Raw genomic sequence first — 20898 nt, 5'->3', positions numbered from 1 at the left:
TGCCTGCTCGATCCGATCGGCCCGCGCCCCACTGCGGCGTTGCTTCGCGCCGCATGCGGGGCTGTCGCCGGCACCGGGCCTGTTTGCCGGGCAAACGATCGGGCACCTCCGCATAGTGGCACTTGCGTCTTCGAGTTGCGAGCCACCGCTTATCTGTTACCAGTTGAAGGCAACTGTTGGGTATCAATCTGGACCAGGGGCGGCTACATCGGGGATTCATGGGCCACCATGGACAAATGCATGCGCAACCCGGGGTCGGGACCTGTCCCGATGCACCGGTGGAGGTGGGAACCGGCCTGGATACCGAAGAAGGTGTGACGCCAGCGTCGGGTGCGGACGGTTCGGACGCCCCTCAACGGGGCTATCTACCGGCCACGAGCTTTCGCTCCAGGCGTTCCACCCTGTCCGGCGGACAACGAGAGACCTGGGACCGGCTGTGGCCGGCGATCGGCCGCTCCGACATCCCGCGCGGCTCCGAACCGCTGGACACCCGGGCGTGGTTCGGCCGGCAAGCGCCGCTGGTGCTCGAGATCGGCTGCGGCAGCGGCACGTCGACGTTGGCGATGGCCCGCGATGAACCTGCAATCGACGTGATCGCAGTGGAGGTCTACAAGCGGGGCCTGGCCCAGCTGCTGTGCGCGATCGACCGCGAGCAGGTCACCAACATCCGGTTGATCCGCGGCAACGGGATCGACGTGCTGCAGCATCTGATCGCACCGTCCTCGTTGACCGGGTTCCGCCTCTTCTTTCCCGACCCATGGCCGAAAGCGCGCCACCACAAACGACGCTTCCTGCAACCGGGCACCGTTGCCCTGATCGCCGACCGGCTACTCCCCGGTGGTGTCCTGCACGCCGCGACGGATCACCCCGGCTACGCCGAGCAGATGGCCGAGGTAGGGGACGCCGAACCCCGGCTCTGTCGCGTCGAACCCGGCAGCGAGCTGCCGATCTCGACCGTGCGCCCGACGACCAAATACGAACTGAAAGCCCAAGAAGCGGGCAGCTCCGTATCCGAGTTCATCTGGAAAAGACGATGAGTATGAGCCTCGCAGAAGAAACGACCGCGGAAACCGCCGCAGCGCCGGCGGCGCCGTCCGGTAACGATCTGGGCAGCCTCGACGCGGCACCGCGGCGCGTGCTGCTGGTGTGGGACGCCCCCAACCTCGACATGGGGCTGGGCTCGATCCTGGGCCGGCGCCCGACCGCGCTGGAGCGCCCCCGGTTCGACGCGCTGGGGCGCTGGCTGCTGGCGCGGACGGCCGAGGTGAGCGCCAGCGACGCTGGCGTCGCAAACATCCGAGTCGAACCCGAGGCCACCGTGTTCACCAACATCGCCCCGGGCAGCGCCGAAGTCGTTCGGCCCTGGGTGGACGCTCTGCGTAACGTGGGGTTCGCGGTCTTCGCCAAGCCGAAAATAGACGAAGACAGCGACGTCGACCGGGACATGCTCGCCCACATCGAACTGCGGCGCCAAGAAGGGCTCGCGGCGCTGGTCGTAGCCTCGGCCGACGGTCAAGCGTTCCGTCAGCCGCTAGAAGAAATCGCACGCGCCGGGGTTGGCGGGACGACCCCCGTCCAAGTGATCGGATTTCGCGAACATGCGAGTTGGGCACTAGCGTCGGATACCTTGGACTTCGTTGACCTGGAGGACATCGAGGGTGTTTTCCGGGAACCGCTGCCGCGGATCGGCCTAGATTCGCTGCCCGACCAGGGAGCATGGCTGCAGCCGTTCCGGCCGCTGTCCGCGCTCTTGACCACGCGTGTGTGACACTGGCTTGAAAAACCGAAAGACGCTGCGCGGGTCGCTGTTAGTGATCCAGTAAGGAGCTTACGTGTTCGCCTGGTGGGGTCGAACCGTGTACCGCTACCGGTACATCGTGATCGGGGTCATGGTGGCTCTGTGCCTTGGCGGTGGCGTCTTCGGGATGAGCCTGGGTAAGCACGTCACGCAGAGTGGTTTCTACGACGACGGCAGCCAGTCCGTCGCGGCCTCGATCCTGGGCGACAAGACCTACGGCCGTGATCGCACCGCGCAGATCGTGGCGACCTTCACCGCGCCTGACGGCAAGACCGTCGACGACCCGGCCTGGCGGCAGCACACCGTCGACGAGCTGAACAAGTTTGTCAAGGATCATTCGAGCCAGGTGCTCGGCTGGGCCGGCTATCTCGCCTTGGCTCCCGGCTCCGAACCCCCCAACGCCCAGATCAAGGGCATGGCGACCGAGGACAAGAAACACACCTTCGTCACCATCCCGCTCAAGGGCGACGACGACGACACCATCCTCAACAACTACAAGACCATCGCCCCCGACCTGCAGAAGCTGGGGGGCGGCAAGATCGAACTCGCCGGCCTCGAGCCCGTCGCCAACGCTTTGACCGGCACCATTGCCAGCGACCAGAAGCTCCTGGAATATCTGGGCCTCCCGCTGGTGACGGTGGTGCTGTTCTTGGTGTTCGGCGGCGCGGTCGCCGCCGGCCTGCCGGTCATCGTGGGCGGCCTGAGTATCGCCGGGGCGCTGGGCATCCTGCGCTTCGCCGCGATCTTCGGCCCGGTGCACTTCTTCGCCCAGCCGGTGGTCTCGCTGATCGGATTCGGTATCGCCATCGACTATGGCCTCTTCATCGTCAGCCGATTCCGGGAGGAGATTGCCGAGGGCTACGACACCGAGGCCGCGGTGCGCCGTACGGTGATGACGGCCGGTCGTACGGTTGTGTTCTCCGCGGCGCTGATCATCGCCTGCAGCGCCAGCCTGCTGGTGCTGCCGCAGGGCTTCGTGCACTCGCTGACCTATGCGATCTTCGCCGCGGTCGGGCTTGCCGCACTGCTGTCGATCACCCTGCTGCCGGCCGCCCTGGGCATCCTCGGCCGCAACGTCGACGCCCTGGGCGTGCGGACCGCCTTCCGGGTGCCGTTCTTGCGCAACTGGAAGGTTTCCCGGGTCTACCTGGAGTGGCTGGCGGAGCGCCTGCAGAAGACCAAGACCCGTGAAGAGGTCGAGGCCGGCTTCTGGGGCAAGCTCGTCACGACGGTGATGAAGCGCCCGCTGGCGTTCGCCATCCCGATCGCCGTCGGCATGATCCTGCTGGTCATCCCGCTGGGCAACCTGTCGCTAGGCGGCATGAGCGAGAAATACCTGCCCCCCGACAACGCCGTGCGCCAGGCGCAGGAGCACTTCGACAAGCTCTTCCCGGGCTACCGGACCGAGCAGCTGACCGTGGTGATCAAGAGCAACAACCACAGCAAGGTCACCGACCAGCAGGTGGCCGATATCCGCAACCGGATCTCCGGGATCACCGGCTTCACCGACAAGACGTGGGAGGAGCGCCCCTGCCCGGTGATCGCCGACAACCCCTGCGTCGCCGGTCCGAACGGCACCACCCAGCCCAAGGACGATTCGGTGCGGGTGATCCAGAACGGCCTGGTCAACAAGAACGATGCCGAGAAGAAAATCAACGAGCTGCGGGCGATCAATCCGCCGAAGGGCCTGACCCTGCTGATCGGCGGCACGCCGGCGCTTGAGCAGGACAGCATCCACAGTCTGTTCGACAAGGCTCCGCTGATGCTGGTGTTGCTGCTGAGCGCCAGTCTGTTGCTGATGTTCCTGGCATTCGGGTCGGTGGTGTTGCCGATCAAGGCCGCGCTGATGAGCGCGCTGACGCTTGGCTCCACGCTGGGCATCCTGACCTGGATCTTCGTCGACGGGCACTTCTCGACGTGGCTGAACTTCACACCGACGCCGCTGATGGTGGTGCTGATCGCGCTGGTCGTCGCGGTGGGCTTCGGTCTGGCCACCGACTACGAGGTGTTCCTGGTGTCCCGAATGGTCGAGGCCCGCGAACGCGGCATGTCGACCGCCGAGGCGATCCGGATCGGCACCGCGACCACCGGACGTTTGATCACGGCCGCCGCGCTGGTGCTCGCCGTGGTCGCCGGCTCGTTCATGTTCTCCGATCTGGTGATGATGAAGTACCTGGCGTTCGGCCTGGCGGCGGCGCTGTTGCTGGACGCGACCGTGGTCCGGATGTTCCTGGTGCCCTCGGTCATGAAGCTGCTCGGTGACGACTGCTGGTGGGCCCCGCGCTGGGCCCGGCGGCTGCAGAACAAGATCGGCCTGGGCGAGATCGACCTGCCCGACGAGCGCAAGCGCAACGTCGTCAACGGCCGGGCCCTCCGGCCGCCGGTTGCGGCCAGCCTGGTCGCCGCGAAACCGCGGGCCCCGCACGACCCCACGCACCCCGGCGCGCCCCCGGAGCCGTCGCGACCGTCCGAGCCGCGGCCGGCAGCGGAGCTGCCTCCGGGCCCCAGCCGCGCCCCGTCCCGGCCCAGCCAGCCGACGGAAGCCAAGACGACCCGCTTCTCGGCTCAGGGCAGCGCCGACCCGCGGCCCGCGCCACCCGCACCGCCGCCGTCGGCCGGTCAAACCAGGGCCATGCCTGTTCCCGGCCACCACGAGGGCACGTCCGACCCGACCACGGCGCTTCCGGTGATGCGTTCGGAGGGCGACGACTCCGATCCCGCCACCGAGAAGATGAATGCGCGCGGGCCGGGCGGCCAGGCCGACAACGGAGACAATGCGCGTCCGCGCCGCCGCGCGGGCGGTGGGCTGTCGGCCCAGGATCTGCTGCGCCGCGAGGGACGGCTCTAGACCCGCTCGGGTTATTTAGTCGGACCGCTTCACCGGCTCGTCCGCCTGGGCGTGGAGAACGATGCCATCGGAATCCTCGTCCAATTTCTCGGCTTCGGCGGCCGGGTCCCGGGCGAGCAGCACCTGGATTGCGTTGTTGAGGAACGCCACCGTCGGGACGGCCAGCAGGGCGCCGACGATCCCGCCGAGTACACCGCCGGTGGAGATCGCCAGCACCACCCCGAGCGGGTGGATCGAGACCGCGCGGCCCATCACCAGCGGCTGCAGCAGATGCGACTCGATCTGGTTGATCACGACCAGCAAGCCGAGCGTGATCAGCGCATAGACGATGCCCTTGGTCAGCAGCGCGACCACCACGGCCACCAGTCCCGAGATCAGGGCACCGATCAGCGGGATGAAGGCGCCGAGAAACACCAGCGACGCCAGGGGCAGTGCCAGCGGAACGCCCATGATGGCCAGCCCGGCGCCCACCCCGGCCGCATCGGTGAAGGCCACCAGGAAGGTGGCCCGGACATAGGCGATCAGCGAGCCGTATCCGGCGCGGCCCGCCTCCATGATCCGGTCGCGCACGCCGATCGGGAAGATCTTGGCGGTGTAGGCGAAGATGTTGCGGCCGCCGTACAGGAAGAAAATCAGGGTGAACAACACCAGCACCGCGGCGGTGAGCAGTTCGGTGAGGGTGGCCGCGGTGTTCAGCGCGCCGCTGGTCAACTTCGACTGGTTGTTGTGCAGCGCCTGAATCGCGGCATTGCCCGCGTTGGTGATCTGCTCGCTGCGCAGATGCACCGGTCCTTCGATCAGCCACCGCCGGGTGGTGTCGATGCTGCGGGTCACCTGCTCGGTCAGGTCGGGCAAACCGACGATGAACTGGGTGATGACGAACGTCAGGATGCCGCCCAACACCGCGAACCCGCCCAGCAGCACCAGAGCGACGGCACCGCCGCGCGGCAGACCGTGCCGATCCAGCCAGTCCACGACCGGTACCAGCAGCGCGCTGATCATCAGGGCCAGCAGCACCGGGACGACGATGACCTCGAGCTTGGCCACCACCCAGAAGAACGCGAGTGCCGCGGCGAAGATGGCCAGCAAACGCCAGGCCCAGGCTGCGGTCTTGCGGACAAGGGGCTCGACCGCGTCGTCGTCGGAGTTTGCCGGCATTCGGCCAGCCTATCGGGCTGCGAAGTTGGGTAGTGACGTCAGCACGATCCGGTTACAACGGCGACACGCGCGGAGTTGCGTCTCGATCGGCGTGCCACCTGCGCGGTTACCCTAAATCACGTGCCGCACGACGCGCCCGTCCGCAACCTCCGCTTCCCGGGCGGCGGGGCATTCGCGCATGAGGATGCGCCGCCCGCTCCCGCACGCGAGAGCGAGACGCCGCGCGGCAAATACTGGTGGGTGCGCCCGGCGGTGCTCGGCCTGGTCGCGATCGTGCTCGGCGTCGAGGTCGCGCTGGGCTGGGATCAGCTGGCCAAGGCGTGGACCAGCCTGTTCCAGGCCAACTGGTGGTGGCTGCTCGCGGCGGTGGCGGCGGCGGCCGCATCGATGCACAGCTTCGCCCAGATCCAGCGCACCCTGCTGAAGTCCGCCGGGGTGCACGTCAAGCAGTTGCGCTCCGAGGCCGCGTTCTATGCCGCCAATTCGCTGAGCACCACGCTGCCCGGTGGCCCGGTGTTATCGGCGACGTTTTTGCTTCGGCAGCAACGCATTTGGGGTGCCTCGACCGTGGTGGCGTCCTGGCAGTTAGTGATGTCGGGTGTGCTGCAGGCGGTGGGCCTGGCGCTGCTCGGGCTGGGCGGCGCCTTCTTCCTGGGCGCGAAGAACAACCCTTTCTCGTTGTTGTTCACCCTCGGCGGCTTCATCGCGCTGCTGCTGCTTTTCCAGGCGGTGGCGTCGCGCCCGGAGCTGATCGAAGGCATCGGCGCCCGCGTTTTGTCGTTGTTCAACTCCGCGCGCGGCAAGCCGGTCGACACCGGCCTGGCCAAGTGGCGCGAGATCCTGATGCAGCTCGAGTCGGTCAGCCTGGGCCGGCGCGACCTCGGGGTGGCGTTCAGCTGGTCGATGTTCAACTGGATCGCCGACGTCGCCTGCCTCGCGTTCGCCGCCTACGCCGCCGGCGACCACGCGTCGATCGCGGGATTGACAGTGGCATATGCGGCCGCCCGCGCCGTCGGCACGATTCCGCTGATGCCGGGCGGGCTGTTGGTCGTCGAGGCGGTGCTGGTGCCCGGCCTGGTGTCCAGCGGCATGTCGCTGCCCAACGCGATCTCCGCGATGCTGCTCTACCGGCTGATCAGCTGGCTGTTGATCTCGGCGGTCGGCTGGGTGGTGTTCTTCTTCGTGTTCCGCACCGAAAACCCCGGCGGCTCCGACGACGACCCGCCGACCGGGCCACTGCCGCTGATCGAGCCAGAGTTGCGGCACTGGAACGACGATCCCACCGCCGATGCGCTGCAGGGTCCGCTACCGCCGCCCGAGCAAGGCGCCGGCTAGCCGACGTTGTTCTGCCGCGAGGGCCCGGGCAGGGCGCCGCTCCCGGCCGGGGCCGGGGCGGTCGCCGTGGGCGCAGTGCCCAGCCCGGCGGCCGGCGACACGGGCAACGCGGGCGCACCGCCGGCGCTTGGGGCCTGCTGCATCATGCCCATGGCCTGGGGAATGCTGATCGGCAACTTGCACTGCGTCGACAGGTTGGTCAGCGGCTGCGCGATGCCGGCCACGTCGGCGGCCACCTTGGGGTTGGCCTCGAAGTAGGACTTCAGCCCGGTGGCCGACTGCGGGCCGGCCTGCTGCTGCAGCATCGCGGTCATCGCGTGGTTGGTCTCCGGGTGCGAGTCCAGATAGTCGCCCATCGATTTGGAGACCGACCCGATCGTCCGGGCGATCTCGCTGGCCGCGCACGGGTCGTTGGCGCCCGTGGCCGGCGGCCCGGCCATCAGTGCGACGGCCGCGGCGGCGAACATCCCGGCAACCAGCGTGCGCCGTCCGGTCAGAATGCCTGTCTTCATGCCTGAACTCCCCATCCCCGCGTGACCTGCGCCATCCTGCCATCGGGGTCCGTACGCTGCCAGCTGGTGTGACGCACATCCCGCTTGATCACCGGTCGGCAACGACTCGGTCGCGACTCGGACACGGAGCCGTCTGTGCAGCTCACGAATTCGTTAAGCCGAACTAATGCACAGACTGCTGCGGTATCGTCGCCCTCACGCGTAAGCGAGATACTTGGGGAGCCTGAAATCCAGCAGTTTATGATGCGCCTCAGCCGCAGCCTGCGCAGGTACCGCTGGTTGGTCTTCACAGGCTGGTTGTTGGCATTGGTCCCGGCGATCTACTTGGCCTTGACGCAGTCCGGGAATCTCACCGGCGGTGGTTTCGAAGTGGCCGGTTCGCAGTCGTTGAAGGTCCACGATCAGCTCGAGGAGCAGTATCACGACCTGGGCGCGTCATCGTTGGCCCTGGTGGCCGCCCCCCGGCCCGACGCCAGCTATGACGACATGAACAACGCCGTGACGCAGCTGCGGCAGATCATCGGCGAATTCCCCGGCGTCACCGAGAAAACCAACCCCACGCAGCGCCCGCCGCAGCCCGACCGGCCGTACGTGCTGACGCTGCGGCTCGACTCCCGCAATGCCGGTACCAGCGACATCGCCAAACGGCTCCGGCAGAAGGTGGGCGTGAAGGGCGACCAGTCCGGGCAGATCGCGGACGGCCGGGTTCGGCTCTACGTGATCGGGCAGGGCGCGCTCAGTGCGGCCGCCGCGGAGAACACCAAACACGACATCGCCAAAGCCGAACAATGGAATCTGCCGATCATCCTGATCGTCTTGCTCGTGGTGTTCGGCTCGCTGGCCGCCGCGGCGATACCGCTGGCGCTCGGCGTCTGCACGGTCGTGGTGACGATGGGACTGGTCTATTTCCTGTCGGCGTACACGACGATGTCGGTGTTCGTGACCTCGACGGTGTCGATGTTCGGTATCGCGCTGGCGGTGGACTATTCGCTGTTCATCTTGATGCGGTTCCGCGAGGAATTGCGGGCCGGGCGACAGCACCGCGAGGCCGTCGACGCCGCGATGGCCACCTCCGGGCTGGCGGTGGTGCTGTCCGGGTTGACCGTCGTCGCGTCCCTGACGGGGATCTACCTGATCAACACCCCGGCGCTGAAATCGATGGCCACCGGCGCGATCATGGCCGTCGCGGTGGCGATGCTGACCTCGACGACGTTGACGCCGGCAGCGCTGGCGACGTTCGGCCGGGCGGCGGCCAAGCGCTCGGTGCTGCTGCATTGGTCGCGGCGACCGGAAAGCACGCAGTCCCGATTCTGGAACCGCTGGGTTTCAGCCGTGATGCGCCGGCCCTGGATATCGTCCATCGCGGCGGCGACGGTTCTGCTCGCCATGGCCGCACCGGCGGCGTCGATGGTGCTGGGCAACAGCTTGCTGCGCCAGTTCGACTCCGCGCACGAGATCCGCGCCGGCGTCGCCGGGGCCTCCCAGGCTCTCGGGCCCGGCGCGCTCGGTCCGATCCAGGTGATGGTGAGCTTCCCCGACGGCTCGGCGTCCGCACCCGAACACAGCCAGACGTTGGCCGCGATCCGGCAGCGGATGACGCAGGCCCCGCACATCGTCTCGGTGACCCCGCCGCAGTTCGCCGACGACAACAGCAGTGCCTTGCTGTCCGCGGTGTTGTCGGTCGATCCCGAGGACATGGGCGCGCGGCAGTCCGTCGACTGGATGCGCGCCCAGCTACCGACGGTGCCGAATGAGGGGACCGCACGCGTCGACGTGGGCGGGCCGACGGCGCTGATCAAGGACTTCGACGACCGGGTCTCGGCGACCGAACCGTTTGTGCTGCTGTTCGTCGCGACCATCGCGTTCGTGATGCTGTTGCTGTCGATTCACTCGGTGTTCCTGGCCCTCAAGGGCGTGCTGATGACGCTGCTGTCGGTCGCCGCCGCCTACGGAAGCCTGGTCATGGTGTTCCAGTGGGGCTGGTTGCGGGATCTCGGGTTCGCCCACATCACCTCGATCGACAGCACCGTTCCCCCGCTGGTGCTGGCGATGACGTTCGGGTTGTCGATGGATTACGAGATCTTCCTGCTGACTCGGATCCGAGAACGCTTCCTGCACACCGGAAACACCCGCGACGCCGTCGCCTACGGCGTGAGTACCAGTGCCCGCACCATCACCAGCGCCGCCCTGATCATGATCGCGGTATTCATCGGCTTCGCGTTCGCCGGCATGCCGCTGGTCGCCGAGATCGGAGTGGCGTGCGCGGTCGCGATCGCGGTGGACGCCACCGTGGTGCGGCTGGTGCTGGTCCCGGCCCTGATGGCGATGTTCGCGCAGTGGAACTGGTGGCTGCCGAGCTGGCTGCGCCGCGTCTTGCCGTCGGTCGATTTCGACCGGCCGCTGCCCGCGGTCGACCTCGGCGACGTCGTCGTCATTCCCGACGACATCTCGGCGCTCACCGCTCCCAGCGCGGACGTGCGCATGGTGCTCAAGTCGGCCGCCAAGCTCAAACATCTGGCGCCCGACGCGATCACGGTGGCCGATCCGCTGGCTTTCACCGGCTGTGGGCGCAACTGCAAGGACGCCGACGAAACCCGCGGCCAGGGCCCGGGCCAGATTCCGCACCAGGTCAACATCGGCGATGGGGACGCTGTCGCGGTCACGCTCGGTGCCGAGAAGAACGGCAGCAACGGCCAGACCCGGGCCGCGTCCGGGGCCAAGAAACTGGTCGACGGCCTGGCCGCGCGCAACGGCATCGCCCGGGCCATGCCGTGGAGCGATCGGCCGGTGCACCCGGTCACCTTGTGGCGGAGTCGGTTGTCGGTCGCCATCGACGCGCTCGAGGCCGGCGCCCGCGACCGCAGCCGGCCGCAATACGCGCGTCGCAGCCCGGTGGAAACCACCAACGTGCAATTGCCCACCGGCGATCGGCTGCAGGTTCCGACGGGTGCCGAGACGCTACGTCTCAAGAGCTACCTGATCATGTCCCGTAACAGCAGCCGCGATTATGCCGAATTTGCTGACATGGTCGACGCATTAGAACCGGAAACGGCCGCGGTGGTGCTCGCCGGAATGGACAGGTATTACTGTTCTCAACCGCCCAGGCAGCAATGGATCACGTCCCAGTTGGTCCGTCGACTCGCGGATCCGAATCCTTCCGATCTGCCGGACGCCGTCTCGGAACCGGACGCCAAGGCAGAATGGGAGGACGTAAGGCAGCGCTGTCTGTCGGTGGCCGTCGCGATGCTGGAGGAGGCGAGGTGACGTTGGCAGCCGACCGTCGACGCGTGCCGCCGCCCCAGCAGCCCGCCGCAGAGACTCGTCCGCAGCACGATTTCGATCGGCCGGTGGAATTCTGGCCGACCGCGGCCATTCGCTCGGCGCTGCAGGGCGGTGATATCGACATCTGGAAGCGGATTGCCGCCGCGCTGAAGCGCGACCCATTCGGCCGCACCGCCCGCCAGGTCGAAGAAGTCCTCGAGGGCACCCGCCCGTACGGCATTTCCAAAGCGCTGTGGGAGGTGCTGGAGCGCGCCCGCATCCACCTGGAGGCCAACGAACGCGCCGAGGTGGCTCGCCACGTCGGGCTGCTGATCGAGCGGTCCGGCCTGGCCCAGCAGGAATTCGCCGCTCGTATCGGGGTGGCGGCCGAGGATCTGGCCTCCTACCTCGACGGCAGCGTCAGCCCGTCGGCCTCGCTGATGATCCGGATGCGCCGGCTCTCCGACCGGTTCGTGAAGGTGAACACGCCCCCGCCCCAAGATAACTGAGCCGACTGACCTAGCGGGCGTTGATCGGCAGCACGTCGTTCACCAGCCAGTCGCTGCCCCGCTTGACCAGTGCCACCCGCAACGCCGGCGCCGCCCGGCTGGGCGGCTGACCCGGTGTGTTCTGGGTGACCCGCAGGATGACCGCCACACTGGCAGCGGTGGGTCCGAGCGCCTCCACCCCGGCCGCCAGTGTCGAGGCCTGCGCCGTCACATTGCGCTGAGCGAGTTCGGCACTGGACTTCTGATACTGCTGTTTGAACGCGTCCGCGCGTTCGGGCACCATCATCGCCGCGGCGCGGTCGATGGAGCTGGTCGGCGCGCCCGGGCTGAACGACGCCATCGCTTCTGCCATCCCGCTGGCGACCTGGGCCACGTCGCGGGAGTCCTTCTTGAAGTCGCGGTCGGTGCTGGTCCAGTGCGTGTAACCGGTCAGCACCGCGGCCGCCAGGGCTGCGGTGCACAGGAAGACGACCGCCAGCCGCAGCCCCGGCGCGTCGTCGTCGGTGCCGACGCTGACCGAATCCCGGCGCAGCAGCCAGAAGTTGACTCCGACGCCCTCGGTGATCAGCACCAGCAGCACCGAACACACCGACACCCACCACAGCGGCCAGTCGAGGATGACGCCGATCATCAGCAGGGCACCGATCGTGGCCAGCGGCGCCAGGATGTCGAAGGCCAGCAGCCGCCACAGGTTTCTCATCGGATCGACTCCAGGTGAGAGATCATCAGCTTGCCGTCCACGTTGGAGACGTCGAGGCGCAGGCTCCAGTGCACGGTCTGCGGCTTGGCACCGACGTTCTCGCTGACCGACGTCGCGACCAGCATCACCGAATCCGTCCGGCTCGCGAGCGCCGGCAGCTTGGTGGTCACCACTTCTCTTGGATGCCTTGCGCCCTCCGGTTGGCTGTCCAGGTCGTGATGCACCGTCTCGATCGCCACCGACTCGATGCGCCCGCTGCTCTGCGACTGCAGCTTCTCGACCACCTGCCGGTACGGCTGCACGGTCGCGTCGAACTCGGTGTTGAGCTCGCCGACGGTCCCGTCGTGCAGCCGCTGCAGACTGGCGTCGACGTTGGTGCTGTTCATGTTGATCAGCACGCCGGTCCAGTCGGCGGCGGTCTGCATCACGCGACTCAGATAGGTGCGTTCGGCCGACTCGGCGCGGTGGTCGGACCAGATGATCCCGACGAGTACGACCGCGGCGACCGACAGCACGCCCAGGACCGCCGAGGCGATGCCGTACGGAGAGAAGATCGCGCCATCGGCACCTTCGGCGTCGTCTTCGTCGTCTTCGTCGTCTTCGGACTCGGGCGCGCTGGCCTCGGCGTCCTGCTCGTCAGCTTCGGTCGCCGGCTCGGTCTGTTCGGCCCCAGGCATGGGCGCGAGGTTACCCCGCCGTCCGTCGCGGTCGGCGCAGCAGGCGTCCGGCACGCGAAAGATGGTAAGGATGGCAGGGTGACGTATGCGGCCACCCGCTCGGGCCTGGACCTGAGCCACATCGACGAAAACGCCCGTCCCCAGGACGACCTGTTCGGTTACGTGAACGGTCGCTGGCTGGCCGACTACGAGATTCCCCCGGACCGTGCCACCGACGGCGCCTTCCGCACCCTGTTCGACCAGGCCGAGGAGCAGGTCCGCGACCTGATCATCGAGGCCAGCGAGCGCGGTGCGGCACCGGGTAGCGACGAGCAGCGCATCGGCGACCTGTACGCCAGCTTCCTCGACGAGGATGCCGTCGAGCGCCGGGGCACCCAACCGCTGCACGACGAGCTGGCCGCCGTCGACCGCGCGGCCGATTCGGCGGCGCTGGCCGCGGTCGTCGGTGCGCTGCAGCGCACCGGGGTCGGTGGCGGCGTCGGCGTCTACATCGACACCGATGCCAAGAACTCCACCCGCTACCTGATACACGTCAACCAGTCCGGCATCGGGTTGCCCGACGAGTCCTACTACCGCGACCAGCAGCACGCGCAGGTGCTGGCGGCCTACCCCGGACACATCGCGCGGATGTTCGCCCTGGTGTACGGCGGGGAGGCGACAGATCACGCCGACACCGCCGCGCGCATCGTGGCGCTGGAGACCAAACTTGCCGCCGCGCACTGGGATGTGGTCAAACGCCGCGACGCCGATCTGACCTACAACCTGCGGACCTTCGCGCAGCTGCAGACCGAAGGCGCGGGCTTCGACTGGGCCGGCTGGGTCACCGCGCTGGGCAGCACCCCGCAGGCCGTCGCGGAAGTCGTTGTCCGCCAACCCGATTACCTCACCGCGTTCGCTGCGCTGTGGGACAGCGAAGACCTCGAAGACTGGAAGCGCTGGGCGCGTTGGCGATTGATCCGCGCGCGTGCGTCGTGGCTGACCGACGCCGTGGTAGCCGCGGACTTCGACTTCTACGGCCGCTTGCTGACCGGGACCGAGCAGATCCGGGACCGCTGGAAACGCGGGGTTTCGCTGGTCGAGAGCCTGATGGGCGACTCGGTCGGAAAGCTATACGTACAAAGGCATTTCCCGCCCGACGCCAAGGCGCGCATCGATGCGCTGGTGGACAATCTGCAGGAGGCCTACCGGGTCAGCATCAGCGACCTGGACTGGATGACGCCGCAGACCCGGGAGCGTGCCCTGACCAAGCTGCGCAAGTTCACCGCTAAGGTCGGCTACCCGGCGAAGTGGCGCGACTACTCCGCGCTGGTCATCGACCGCGATGACCTCTACGGCAACTGCCTGCGCGGGTATGCGGTCAACCACGACCGTGAGCTGGCCAAGCTGGGTGGACCGGTGGACCGTGACGAATGGTTCATGACGCCGCAGACCGTCAACGCGTATTACAACCCGGGAATGAACGAAATCGTCTTTCCCGCAGCCATTTTGCAGCCACCGTTCTTCGACGCCCAAGCCGACGACGCCGCCAACTACGGTGGTATCGGCGCGGTGATCGGACACGAGATCGGGCACGGCTTCGATGACCAGGGGGCCAAGTACGATGGTGACGGCAATCTCGTCGACTGGTGGACCGACGACGACCGCAGCGAATTCGGCGCCCGCACCAAGGCGCTGATCGAGCAGTACGAGGCATACATCCCCCGCGACTTGAAGGGCCAGCCAGGGCCGCCTCATGTCCAAGGCGCCTTCACCGTCGGCGAGAACATCGGCGACCTGGGCGGGCTGTCGATCGCGCTGCTGGCCTACCAGCTCTCACTCAACGGCGGACAGGCTCCGGTGATCGACGGGCTGACCGGCGTGCAGCGGGTGTTCTACGGCTGGGCTCAGGTGTGGCGCACCAAATCCCGTGCGGCTGAAGCCATCCGGCGGTTGGCCGTGGATCCGCACTCACCGCCGGAGTTCAGGTGCAACGGCGTCGTCCGCAATCTCGACGCCTTCTACCAGGCCTTCGACGTGGCCGAGGACGACGCGCTATTCCTGGCGCCGCAGCGCCGGGTCCGGATCTGGAACTAGCCCCCGGCCGCCACCAACGCCTCGATGCGGGCCGGCACATGCTTGTGCCAGGGCGTTCCGGCGTAGGAGTCACGCCACCCGGTCGACGTCAGCGCGTTCGGGGCTACACCTGGGACGACTGTTCGCCCGTCATCGGCGATGTAGTCCAGCCCAAATCCGTTGGGCAGGGCCGCATGTCCGGGCAGCATCGTCTCGGTGATCTCGACAGTCGCCTCGGCGCTGCCGGCCGCGGTGGTGATACGCGCCCGGCATCCGTCGACGAGGCCGAGGTCCTGGGCATCCTCCACGCTGACCCGCAGCGCTCCGTCGGCGTCGCGTTTACGCCAGGACGGGTCGCGGATAATGTCGTTGGCGGTGTACGCGCGCCGCTCCCCCACCGACAGCACGATCGGCAGCTCCGCGGTGGTCAGTTGCGGCGGCGCCGCGGCCAGGGCCCGCAAATCGTCCAGCATTTCCGGGATTTCGAGCGCGATCTTGTGATCGGAGTGGCTGATCAACGCGAAGTCGTCCTCGTAGTTGTGCGCGGTGAAGACGACCCCCGAGGGGTTGTTCAGGATGGCCTCGAACAGCGCGTTGCCGTCGGCGTGGCCGGCCCGTCGCACGGCCTCGGGATAAGTCATCGCCGTTTTCTGCGCCAGTCCCCACACCGCGGCGGCCCCGGCCATGCCCTCGGGCAGCGTCGGCCCGAGCGTTTCGTAGAGCACATAGGGCACCAGCCGCGCCATCGTCGGATTGCCCGCGACGGCGGTCAGGAATGCTTCGGCATACGCCTGCAGGCCCTGCTCGGCGGCCGCACGCAGCGGCCGTAGCTCCGCGTCGTCGAGGACACCGAGCGCCCGCACCAGCCGAGCCCAGATCTCCGGCTCGGGCAGTGTTCCCTCCAGCGGTTTGAGCAGTGGCCGGCGCAGGTGAAAGCCGTTGTGCGGGAACTCGAAATTGAAGAACGTCGCCTCGGTCTTCTCGTACTGGGACGCCGCCGGCAACACGTAGTGCGCCAGTCGGGCGGTCTCGGTCATCGCGACGTCGACGACTACCATCAGTTCCAGGGATTGAAAAGCCTCCCGGCACGCGGTCGAATCGGCCAACGAGTGCGCGGGATTACCGCTCTCCACGATCATCGCCCGGAACCGGTCCGGGTGATCGGTGCGGATCTCCTCGGGCACCACATTGGCGGGAATCAGACCGGCAATGACCGGCGCCCCGGTGACGGGCGTCCGGCCCGACACCGTGCTGAACAATGCGGCCACCGACGAATGTAAGTGCTGGCCACCCTTTTTCGCGAAGTTGCCGGTGAAGATCCAGAGCAGCTTGTTCAGGTAGGAGCTCAGGGTGCTGTTCGGTGCCTGCTGAATCCCGAGGTCTTCGAACACCGAGACGCTCTCGGCGCTGCCGATGCGCCGCGCCGCGGCACGCAGCAGTTCTTCGTCCACGCCGCAGCGCTGGGCGTAGTCGGCGATCGGGACGTCGCGCAGCGCGGCCCGCACGGCCTCAACGCCGTGCACGTGCTCGGCGAGAAACGCTTCGTTGCACAGGTTTTCCTGAACCAGCACGGCGGCCAGGGCGGCCAGACACCAGGCGTCGGTGCCCGGTCGCACCCGCAGGTGGAAGTCGGACATCTTCGCGGTGTCGGTCACCACGGGGTCGATCACGATCAGCGAACGTCTGGGATCCTTGGCGATCTCGTTGAGCACCACCCGGGCGCGCGGGAAGCTCTGCGACATCCAGGGGTTCTTGCCGACGAACACCGATACTTCGGCGTGCTTGAACTCGCCGCGGGTGTGGCCGCCGTACAGGTGCCCGTCCACCCAGGCTTCGCCGGTCTTCTCTTGCGCCAAAGCGTTTGACCGGTACTTCGACCCCAGAGCCTTGAGGAAGGCGCCGCTGTATGCGCCGCCCAGGTGGTTGCCCTGCCCACCGCCGCCGTAGTAGAAGATCTTGTCGCCACCGTAGGTGTCACGGATGTGTTTGAAACCTTCGGCGATCTCGACAATCGCAGTGTCCCAATCGATTTCCTCGTAGCTGCCGTCGGGGCGGCGGCGCATCGGGGAGGTGAGGCGGGCGCGGTTGTTCTGGTAGTGGTCCAGCCGCAACGCCTTGTTGCAGGTGTAGCCCTGCGAGGCGGGGTGGGCCTTGTCGCCGCGGATGCGCGACAGCGTGCGATCTTCGACTTGTACGACAATGCCGCAGTTGCATTCGCAGAGGATGCATGCGGTCGACTGCCACTCAGCGGCCATCGCGGGACTTCCTTTCGAGCTACTTCTGCAGGGCGGCCAGCAGCGAGTTGCGCAGCTGACGGTGAATGAGATCCAGCGGCGCCACGTCGCGCCGCACCCGGGCCAACACGATGGCGCCCTCGAGCGCCGAGATGGTCAGCACCGCAAGTTCGCTGGCTTGCACCGCCGGTATGCCGTCGGCGATCAGGCGTTGCGCGACCTGGCCGTTCCAGCGGTCGAACACCGCGGCCGCCCGTTCGATGACGGGTGCCATCCGCTCGCGGTCCTGCTGGTCGCCGGATTCGACGGAGACCGCCACGATCGGACAGCCCGCGCGGTAGTCGCTGTCGAGCAACTGGCGGCGGTACTTGTCGATCAGCGTGTCCAGCAAATCGAGGCTGCTGTAGGCCTTATCAATGACGGCGCCGACGTGTTCGCCGGCGTAGTCGACCGCCTCGCAGAGCAATTGGGTGCGGCCACCCGGGAAGTAGTGATAGGCCGAACCGCGCGGCGCCCCACTGTGCTCGAGCACGTCCGAGATCGCGGTGGCGTGAGCGCCGCGTTCCCGGATCAACAGCGCGGCGGAGATCACCATCCGCTCGCGTGGACTGCGCATCGCCACCCCTTTCGGCTTATGTATGATGCTATACATAAGCCCCCGGCCGGCGAAAGCTCTCGGCGTGAAATCGGTCGGCATCAGCCGCTGCGACTGCTCGGGGCATCGCGCGGGCGCGGATCTGCGGCCCCTTCACTACCAGCGGCCCACAGCACCTCGAACAGGTTGCGGTGCATCTCGACGTACTCGAGGCTCTCGACCACCAAGGCGAAGTTCTCCCGCCTGGACGAAATCATCGCCGCCGACACATCGCCGAGGATCATCGACATCGTGAAGACGTACTCGGTGGGCACATACCGGGTGCGGCGGTAGTCGTCGTAACTGGTGGGCCAGCCGCCCGGTAGGTCCTTCTCGGGTGACCGCAGCACATGCAGCCACAACTGCCGCTCCCGCCGGCCGGAGATGTACTCCTCCATCGCCTCGACCCCGGGCACGCTCAACAGGTCGCGCATCGACAGCACGGCGCGCAGCGGCGAAGGCCAGTCCAGGGTCTCGAACAACGCCGTCCGGATTCCACTGGCGCCGTCCAGGTACCGCACCCGCGGCGTCGTGCCGGCTTTGGCATGAAAGGCGCGCAGTTGGGGCACCACCGATTCCAGTACCCGGCGCCGCTGCCCCCATTCGTCCAGCAGGCGCTGCGGATCTGCCGCTCGCACAATGGTTCTGGGGCGTCCGCTGGCGTGCGGATCCTCGCGATGGCTGCCCCCCTCGATCAGCGACACCAGGCCGCGCCGGGCCAGGCGTTTGGCGATGTCGTATGCGTTGGTGCGGCTGATCTTCGACGCCTCGGCGAGCTGGGCAACGGTCGCCGAGTCTGTGTTGAGGGCGGCCAGGTAGAAGCGGGCCTCCTTCGGCTCCAGCCCCGCCTCAACCAGCTCTGCCCACATGGCGTCTCTCCGTCAATGGACCGTCAATGCACAAGGGCCTTTTCCACGCCGACGCCGGTCAGGGATCGAACCTCCATTTCCGCCTGCTTGGCCGGATCCTCGGGCCGGCGTCGCCCGAGGTAAGTGCCGATGATCCCCAGCGCGAACGCCAGCGGAATGCTGACGATGCCGGGGTTCGCCAGCGGAAACCATGCAAAGTCGTGGCGCGGGAACATCGCCGAGCGATTTCCGGATACCGCCGGCGAGAAGATGATCAGCACCAGGCAACTGAGCAGCCCGCCGTAGATACTGAACAAGGCGCCCAGGGTGTTGAAGTTCTTCCAGAACAACGAGTACAGCAGCGTGGGCAGGTTCGCCGACGCGGCGACGGCGAACGCCAGCGCCACGAGGAACGCCACATTCTGGCCCATCGCCAGGATTCCGAGAACGATGGCCAGGATGCCTATTACGACGACCATCGCCCGCGACACCCGAACCTGCTGTTCCTCGGAGGCCGCACCCCGTTTGATCACGCCGGCGTAGATGTCGTGGGCGAACGAGGTGGCTGCGGTGATCGCCAGGCCGGCCACCACCGCCAGGATCGTGGCGAATGCGACGGCGGCGATCACGCCGAGGAATACCGTTCCGCCCAGCTTGAATGCCAGCAACGGCGCGGCGGAGTTCTCTTTCCCGGCGGTCGCGAGGATCACGTCAGGTCCGACCAGCCAGGCGGCGCCGTAACCGATGGCCAACGAGAACAGGTAGAAGACTCCGATCAAACCGATCGCCCAGGTGACCGAGCGACGGGCCTGGATGCTGGTGGGAACCGTGTAAAAGCGCATCAGCACGTGGGGCAGGCCGGCCGTTCCCAGCACCAGGGCAATGCCCAACGACAGGAAGTCCAGCCGGGTGATGTGCGTGGCGCCGTACTTGGCGCCCGGACCGAGGATATCGCGACCGGCGACGGCCTCGTTGGCCGAATGGGCAACCACCGCTTGGGCATTGGCGAGCAGCCGGGAGAAGTCGCCGCGTACCGCGATCACGATCAGTGCGAACATGATCGCGGCTCCGGTCACCAGCAGAATGGCCTTCACCATCTGCACGTACGTGGTGCCCTTCATGCCGCCGATCAGCACATAGGCGATCATCAACCCACCGACGACCGCAACCACCGTCGACTGACCGGCCCGGCTGCGCACTTCGAGCAGTAACGCGACGAGCCCACCGGCGCCGGCCATCTGGGCGAGCAGGTAGAACAGCGAGACCGTAAGCGTCGACACGGCGGCGGCCATCCGGACCGGACGCTGCCGCAGCCGGAAGCTCAACACGTCGGCCATCGTGAAGCGGCCGGTGTTTCGCAGCATCTCGGCGACCAGGAGCAGCGCCACCAGCCATGCCACCAAAAAGCCGATCGAGTACAGGAATCCGTCGTAACCGTAGATCGCGATGGCGCCGGACACGCCGAGGAACGACGCGGCCGACAGGTAGTCACCGGCGATCGCGAATCCGTTTTGCGCCCCGGAGAACTCACCGCCGCCGGTGTAGAAATCACTGGGCCGCTTGGTGGTTCGACCGGCCCAGACCACCAGGGCCATCGAACCCGCGACGAACACCCCGAAGACCGCGATGTTGACCAGTGGGTTGCCGACGTTGCCAACAGCCGCAAGGGTCGAGGTCACGCGCTCGCTCCTTCGAGTTCGTGGCGGATCTTCGCGGCCCGCGGATCGAGGATCCGGCCGGCGAAGCGCAGGTAGACCACGGTGATTCCGAAAGTCGTGACGAACTGGCCGAAGCCAAGCAGCACACCGAGATTGACGTTGCCGAGCACCCTGGTCGCCATCAATGAATGCGCATACGTGGCGAGCAGCATGTAGGCCAGGTACCACGCGAGGAAGAACCCCGTCATCGGAAAGACGAATCGGCGCAGCCGGTGCCGCAGATCCTGAAACTCCGCGGTGGCTTGCATGCGCACGAAGTCCTCGAGCCCCAAGGCCGCTCGCGCCGCGCCGCGGCCTGCTGTCGAATCACCCTCTGAATGACCGTTATTGGACTGCTGCAGCGGCGCGATAGGCGGGGTGGGCCCACGTTGCTGTTGGCTGCTCGCTGTTGGCTGTGACACGTGAACCTCCGAATTCAGCACAAGTGGTCTGCCGAAAAGGGTCGACTTAGGAAATCGAGCGGATCGAATAGTGTTGTGCATCACTATAAGTGGCTAACCACCGTCGGCAACTCATCGGTGAAAGCCTTTGCCTATCACCTGGTCGACAGAAGCTCCCAGTGACCATCGTTGTCGAGAAATGTCGACAATCAGGTTGAATTCTTGCTCAAGGCA

The 20898-nt window shown here is 67.1% G+C and carries 16 protein-coding genes; 7 read left to right on the top strand and 9 right to left on the bottom strand.

The window, feature by feature from the left end:
* Window positions 1–218 precede the first annotated feature (218 nt).
* The 3 genes from trmB (at window position 219) to mmpL3 (ending at window position 4646) form a co-directional block, all read left to right on the top strand.
* Entirely contained in the window at window positions 219–1037 is an 819-nt protein-coding gene (trmB, locus tag AC5Y5O_RS07385; protein ID WP_096283893.1) for a tRNA (guanosine(46)-N7)-methyltransferase TrmB, read from the top strand.
* Window positions 1038–1039: 2 nt separating this feature from the next.
* Window positions 1040–1768, top strand: a complete 729-nt coding sequence (locus tag AC5Y5O_RS07380) for a PIN domain-containing protein (RefSeq protein WP_096283891.1) — start codon at window positions 1040–1042, stop codon at window positions 1766–1768.
* Between the two features lie 64 nt (window positions 1769–1832).
* Window positions 1833–4646, top strand: a complete 2814-nt coding sequence (gene mmpL3, locus AC5Y5O_RS07375) for a trehalose monomycolate exporter MmpL3 (protein ID WP_096283889.1) — start codon at window positions 1833–1835, stop codon at window positions 4644–4646.
* A gap of 15 nt (window positions 4647–4661) precedes the next feature.
* Here the strand turns inward: mmpL3 and AC5Y5O_RS07370 are convergent, their stop codons facing one another.
* Window positions 4662–5804, bottom strand: a complete 1143-nt coding sequence (locus AC5Y5O_RS07370; RefSeq protein ID WP_096283887.1) for an AI-2E family transporter — start codon at window positions 5802–5804, stop codon at window positions 4662–4664.
* Window positions 5805–5924: 120 nt separating this feature from the next.
* Here AC5Y5O_RS07370 and AC5Y5O_RS07365 point away from each other — a divergent pair, with 120 nt between their 5' ends.
* Window positions 5925–7139, top strand: a complete 1215-nt coding sequence (locus AC5Y5O_RS07365; RefSeq protein ID WP_165796276.1) for a lysylphosphatidylglycerol synthase transmembrane domain-containing protein — start codon at window positions 5925–5927, stop codon at window positions 7137–7139.
* On the opposite strand, the gene AC5Y5O_RS07360 is transcribed toward AC5Y5O_RS07365, so the two are convergent.
* Entirely contained in the window at window positions 7136–7651 is a 516-nt protein-coding gene (locus tag AC5Y5O_RS07360) for a hemophore (protein WP_096283883.1), read from the bottom strand. The two genes, AC5Y5O_RS07365 and AC5Y5O_RS07360, sit on opposite strands and share 4 nt — an antisense overlap.
* Window positions 7652–7891: 240 nt before the next feature.
* Between AC5Y5O_RS07360 and AC5Y5O_RS07355 the strand changes: the two genes are divergently transcribed.
* Together AC5Y5O_RS07355 and AC5Y5O_RS07350 are read left to right on the top strand one after the other, a co-directional pair.
* Window positions 7892–10915 carry an MMPL family transporter gene (locus tag AC5Y5O_RS07355; protein WP_500024406.1) on the top strand — a complete coding sequence of 1008 codons (3024 nt, stop codon included), beginning with the start codon at window positions 7892–7894 and terminating at the stop codon, window positions 10913–10915.
* Window positions 10912–11421 carry a transcriptional regulator gene (locus AC5Y5O_RS07350; protein ID WP_096283879.1) on the top strand — a complete coding sequence of 170 codons (510 nt, stop codon included), beginning with the start codon at window positions 10912–10914 and terminating at the stop codon, window positions 11419–11421. Before AC5Y5O_RS07355 ends, AC5Y5O_RS07350 begins: the two co-directional genes overlap by 4 nt.
* 10 nt (window positions 11422–11431) lie before the next feature.
* On the opposite strand, the gene AC5Y5O_RS07345 is transcribed toward AC5Y5O_RS07350, so the two are convergent.
* On the bottom strand, window positions 11432–12121 hold the full coding sequence (locus AC5Y5O_RS07345; protein ID WP_096283877.1) for a hypothetical protein: 690 nt from the start codon (window positions 12119–12121) through the stop codon (window positions 11432–11434).
* Window positions 12118–12798: a hypothetical protein gene (locus tag AC5Y5O_RS07340; protein WP_500024403.1), complete on the bottom strand. Its 681-nt coding sequence runs from the start codon at window positions 12796–12798 to the stop codon at window positions 12118–12120. The genes AC5Y5O_RS07345 and AC5Y5O_RS07340 overlap by 4 nt, the downstream gene beginning before the upstream one ends.
* Before the next feature lie 78 nt (window positions 12799–12876).
* On the opposite strand from AC5Y5O_RS07340, the gene AC5Y5O_RS07335 reads away from it, so the two are divergent.
* On the top strand, window positions 12877–14871 hold the full coding sequence (locus AC5Y5O_RS07335; protein WP_500024401.1) for a M13 family metallopeptidase: 1995 nt from the start codon (window positions 12877–12879) through the stop codon (window positions 14869–14871).
* On the opposite strand, the gene AC5Y5O_RS07330 is transcribed toward AC5Y5O_RS07335, so the two are convergent.
* The 5 genes from AC5Y5O_RS07330 to AC5Y5O_RS07310 all read right to left on the bottom strand — a co-directional run bounded on the left by AC5Y5O_RS07330 (window position 14868) and on the right by AC5Y5O_RS07310 (window position 20556).
* Complete coding sequence (locus AC5Y5O_RS07330) at window positions 14868–17105, bottom strand: molybdopterin-dependent oxidoreductase (RefSeq protein WP_500024399.1); 2238 nt, start codon at window positions 17103–17105, stop codon at window positions 14868–14870. The two genes, AC5Y5O_RS07335 and AC5Y5O_RS07330, sit on opposite strands and share 4 nt — an antisense overlap.
* Window positions 17106–17124: 19 nt before the next feature.
* Complete coding sequence (locus AC5Y5O_RS07325; protein WP_096290807.1) at window positions 17125–17700, bottom strand: TetR/AcrR family transcriptional regulator; 576 nt, start codon at window positions 17698–17700, stop codon at window positions 17125–17127.
* Between the two features lie 80 nt (window positions 17701–17780).
* Entirely contained in the window at window positions 17781–18587 is an 807-nt protein-coding gene (locus tag AC5Y5O_RS07320; protein WP_096283869.1) for a TrmB family transcriptional regulator, read from the bottom strand.
* Window positions 18588–18610: 23 nt separating this feature from the next.
* Window positions 18611–20245, bottom strand: a complete 1635-nt coding sequence (locus AC5Y5O_RS07315) for a monocarboxylic acid transporter (RefSeq protein ID WP_096283867.1) — start codon at window positions 20243–20245, stop codon at window positions 18611–18613.
* On the bottom strand, window positions 20242–20556 hold the full coding sequence (locus AC5Y5O_RS07310) for a DUF485 domain-containing protein (RefSeq protein ID WP_243393738.1): 315 nt from the start codon (window positions 20554–20556) through the stop codon (window positions 20242–20244). The genes AC5Y5O_RS07315 and AC5Y5O_RS07310 overlap by 4 nt, the downstream gene beginning before the upstream one ends.
* Window positions 20557–20898 lie beyond the last annotated feature (342 nt).

The sequence above is a fragment of the Mycobacterium sp. NGS40 genome (assembly GCF_059812735.1).
Note: the sequence above shows the minus strand (reverse complement) of the source record. Positions and strands in the feature narration are given on the sequence as shown.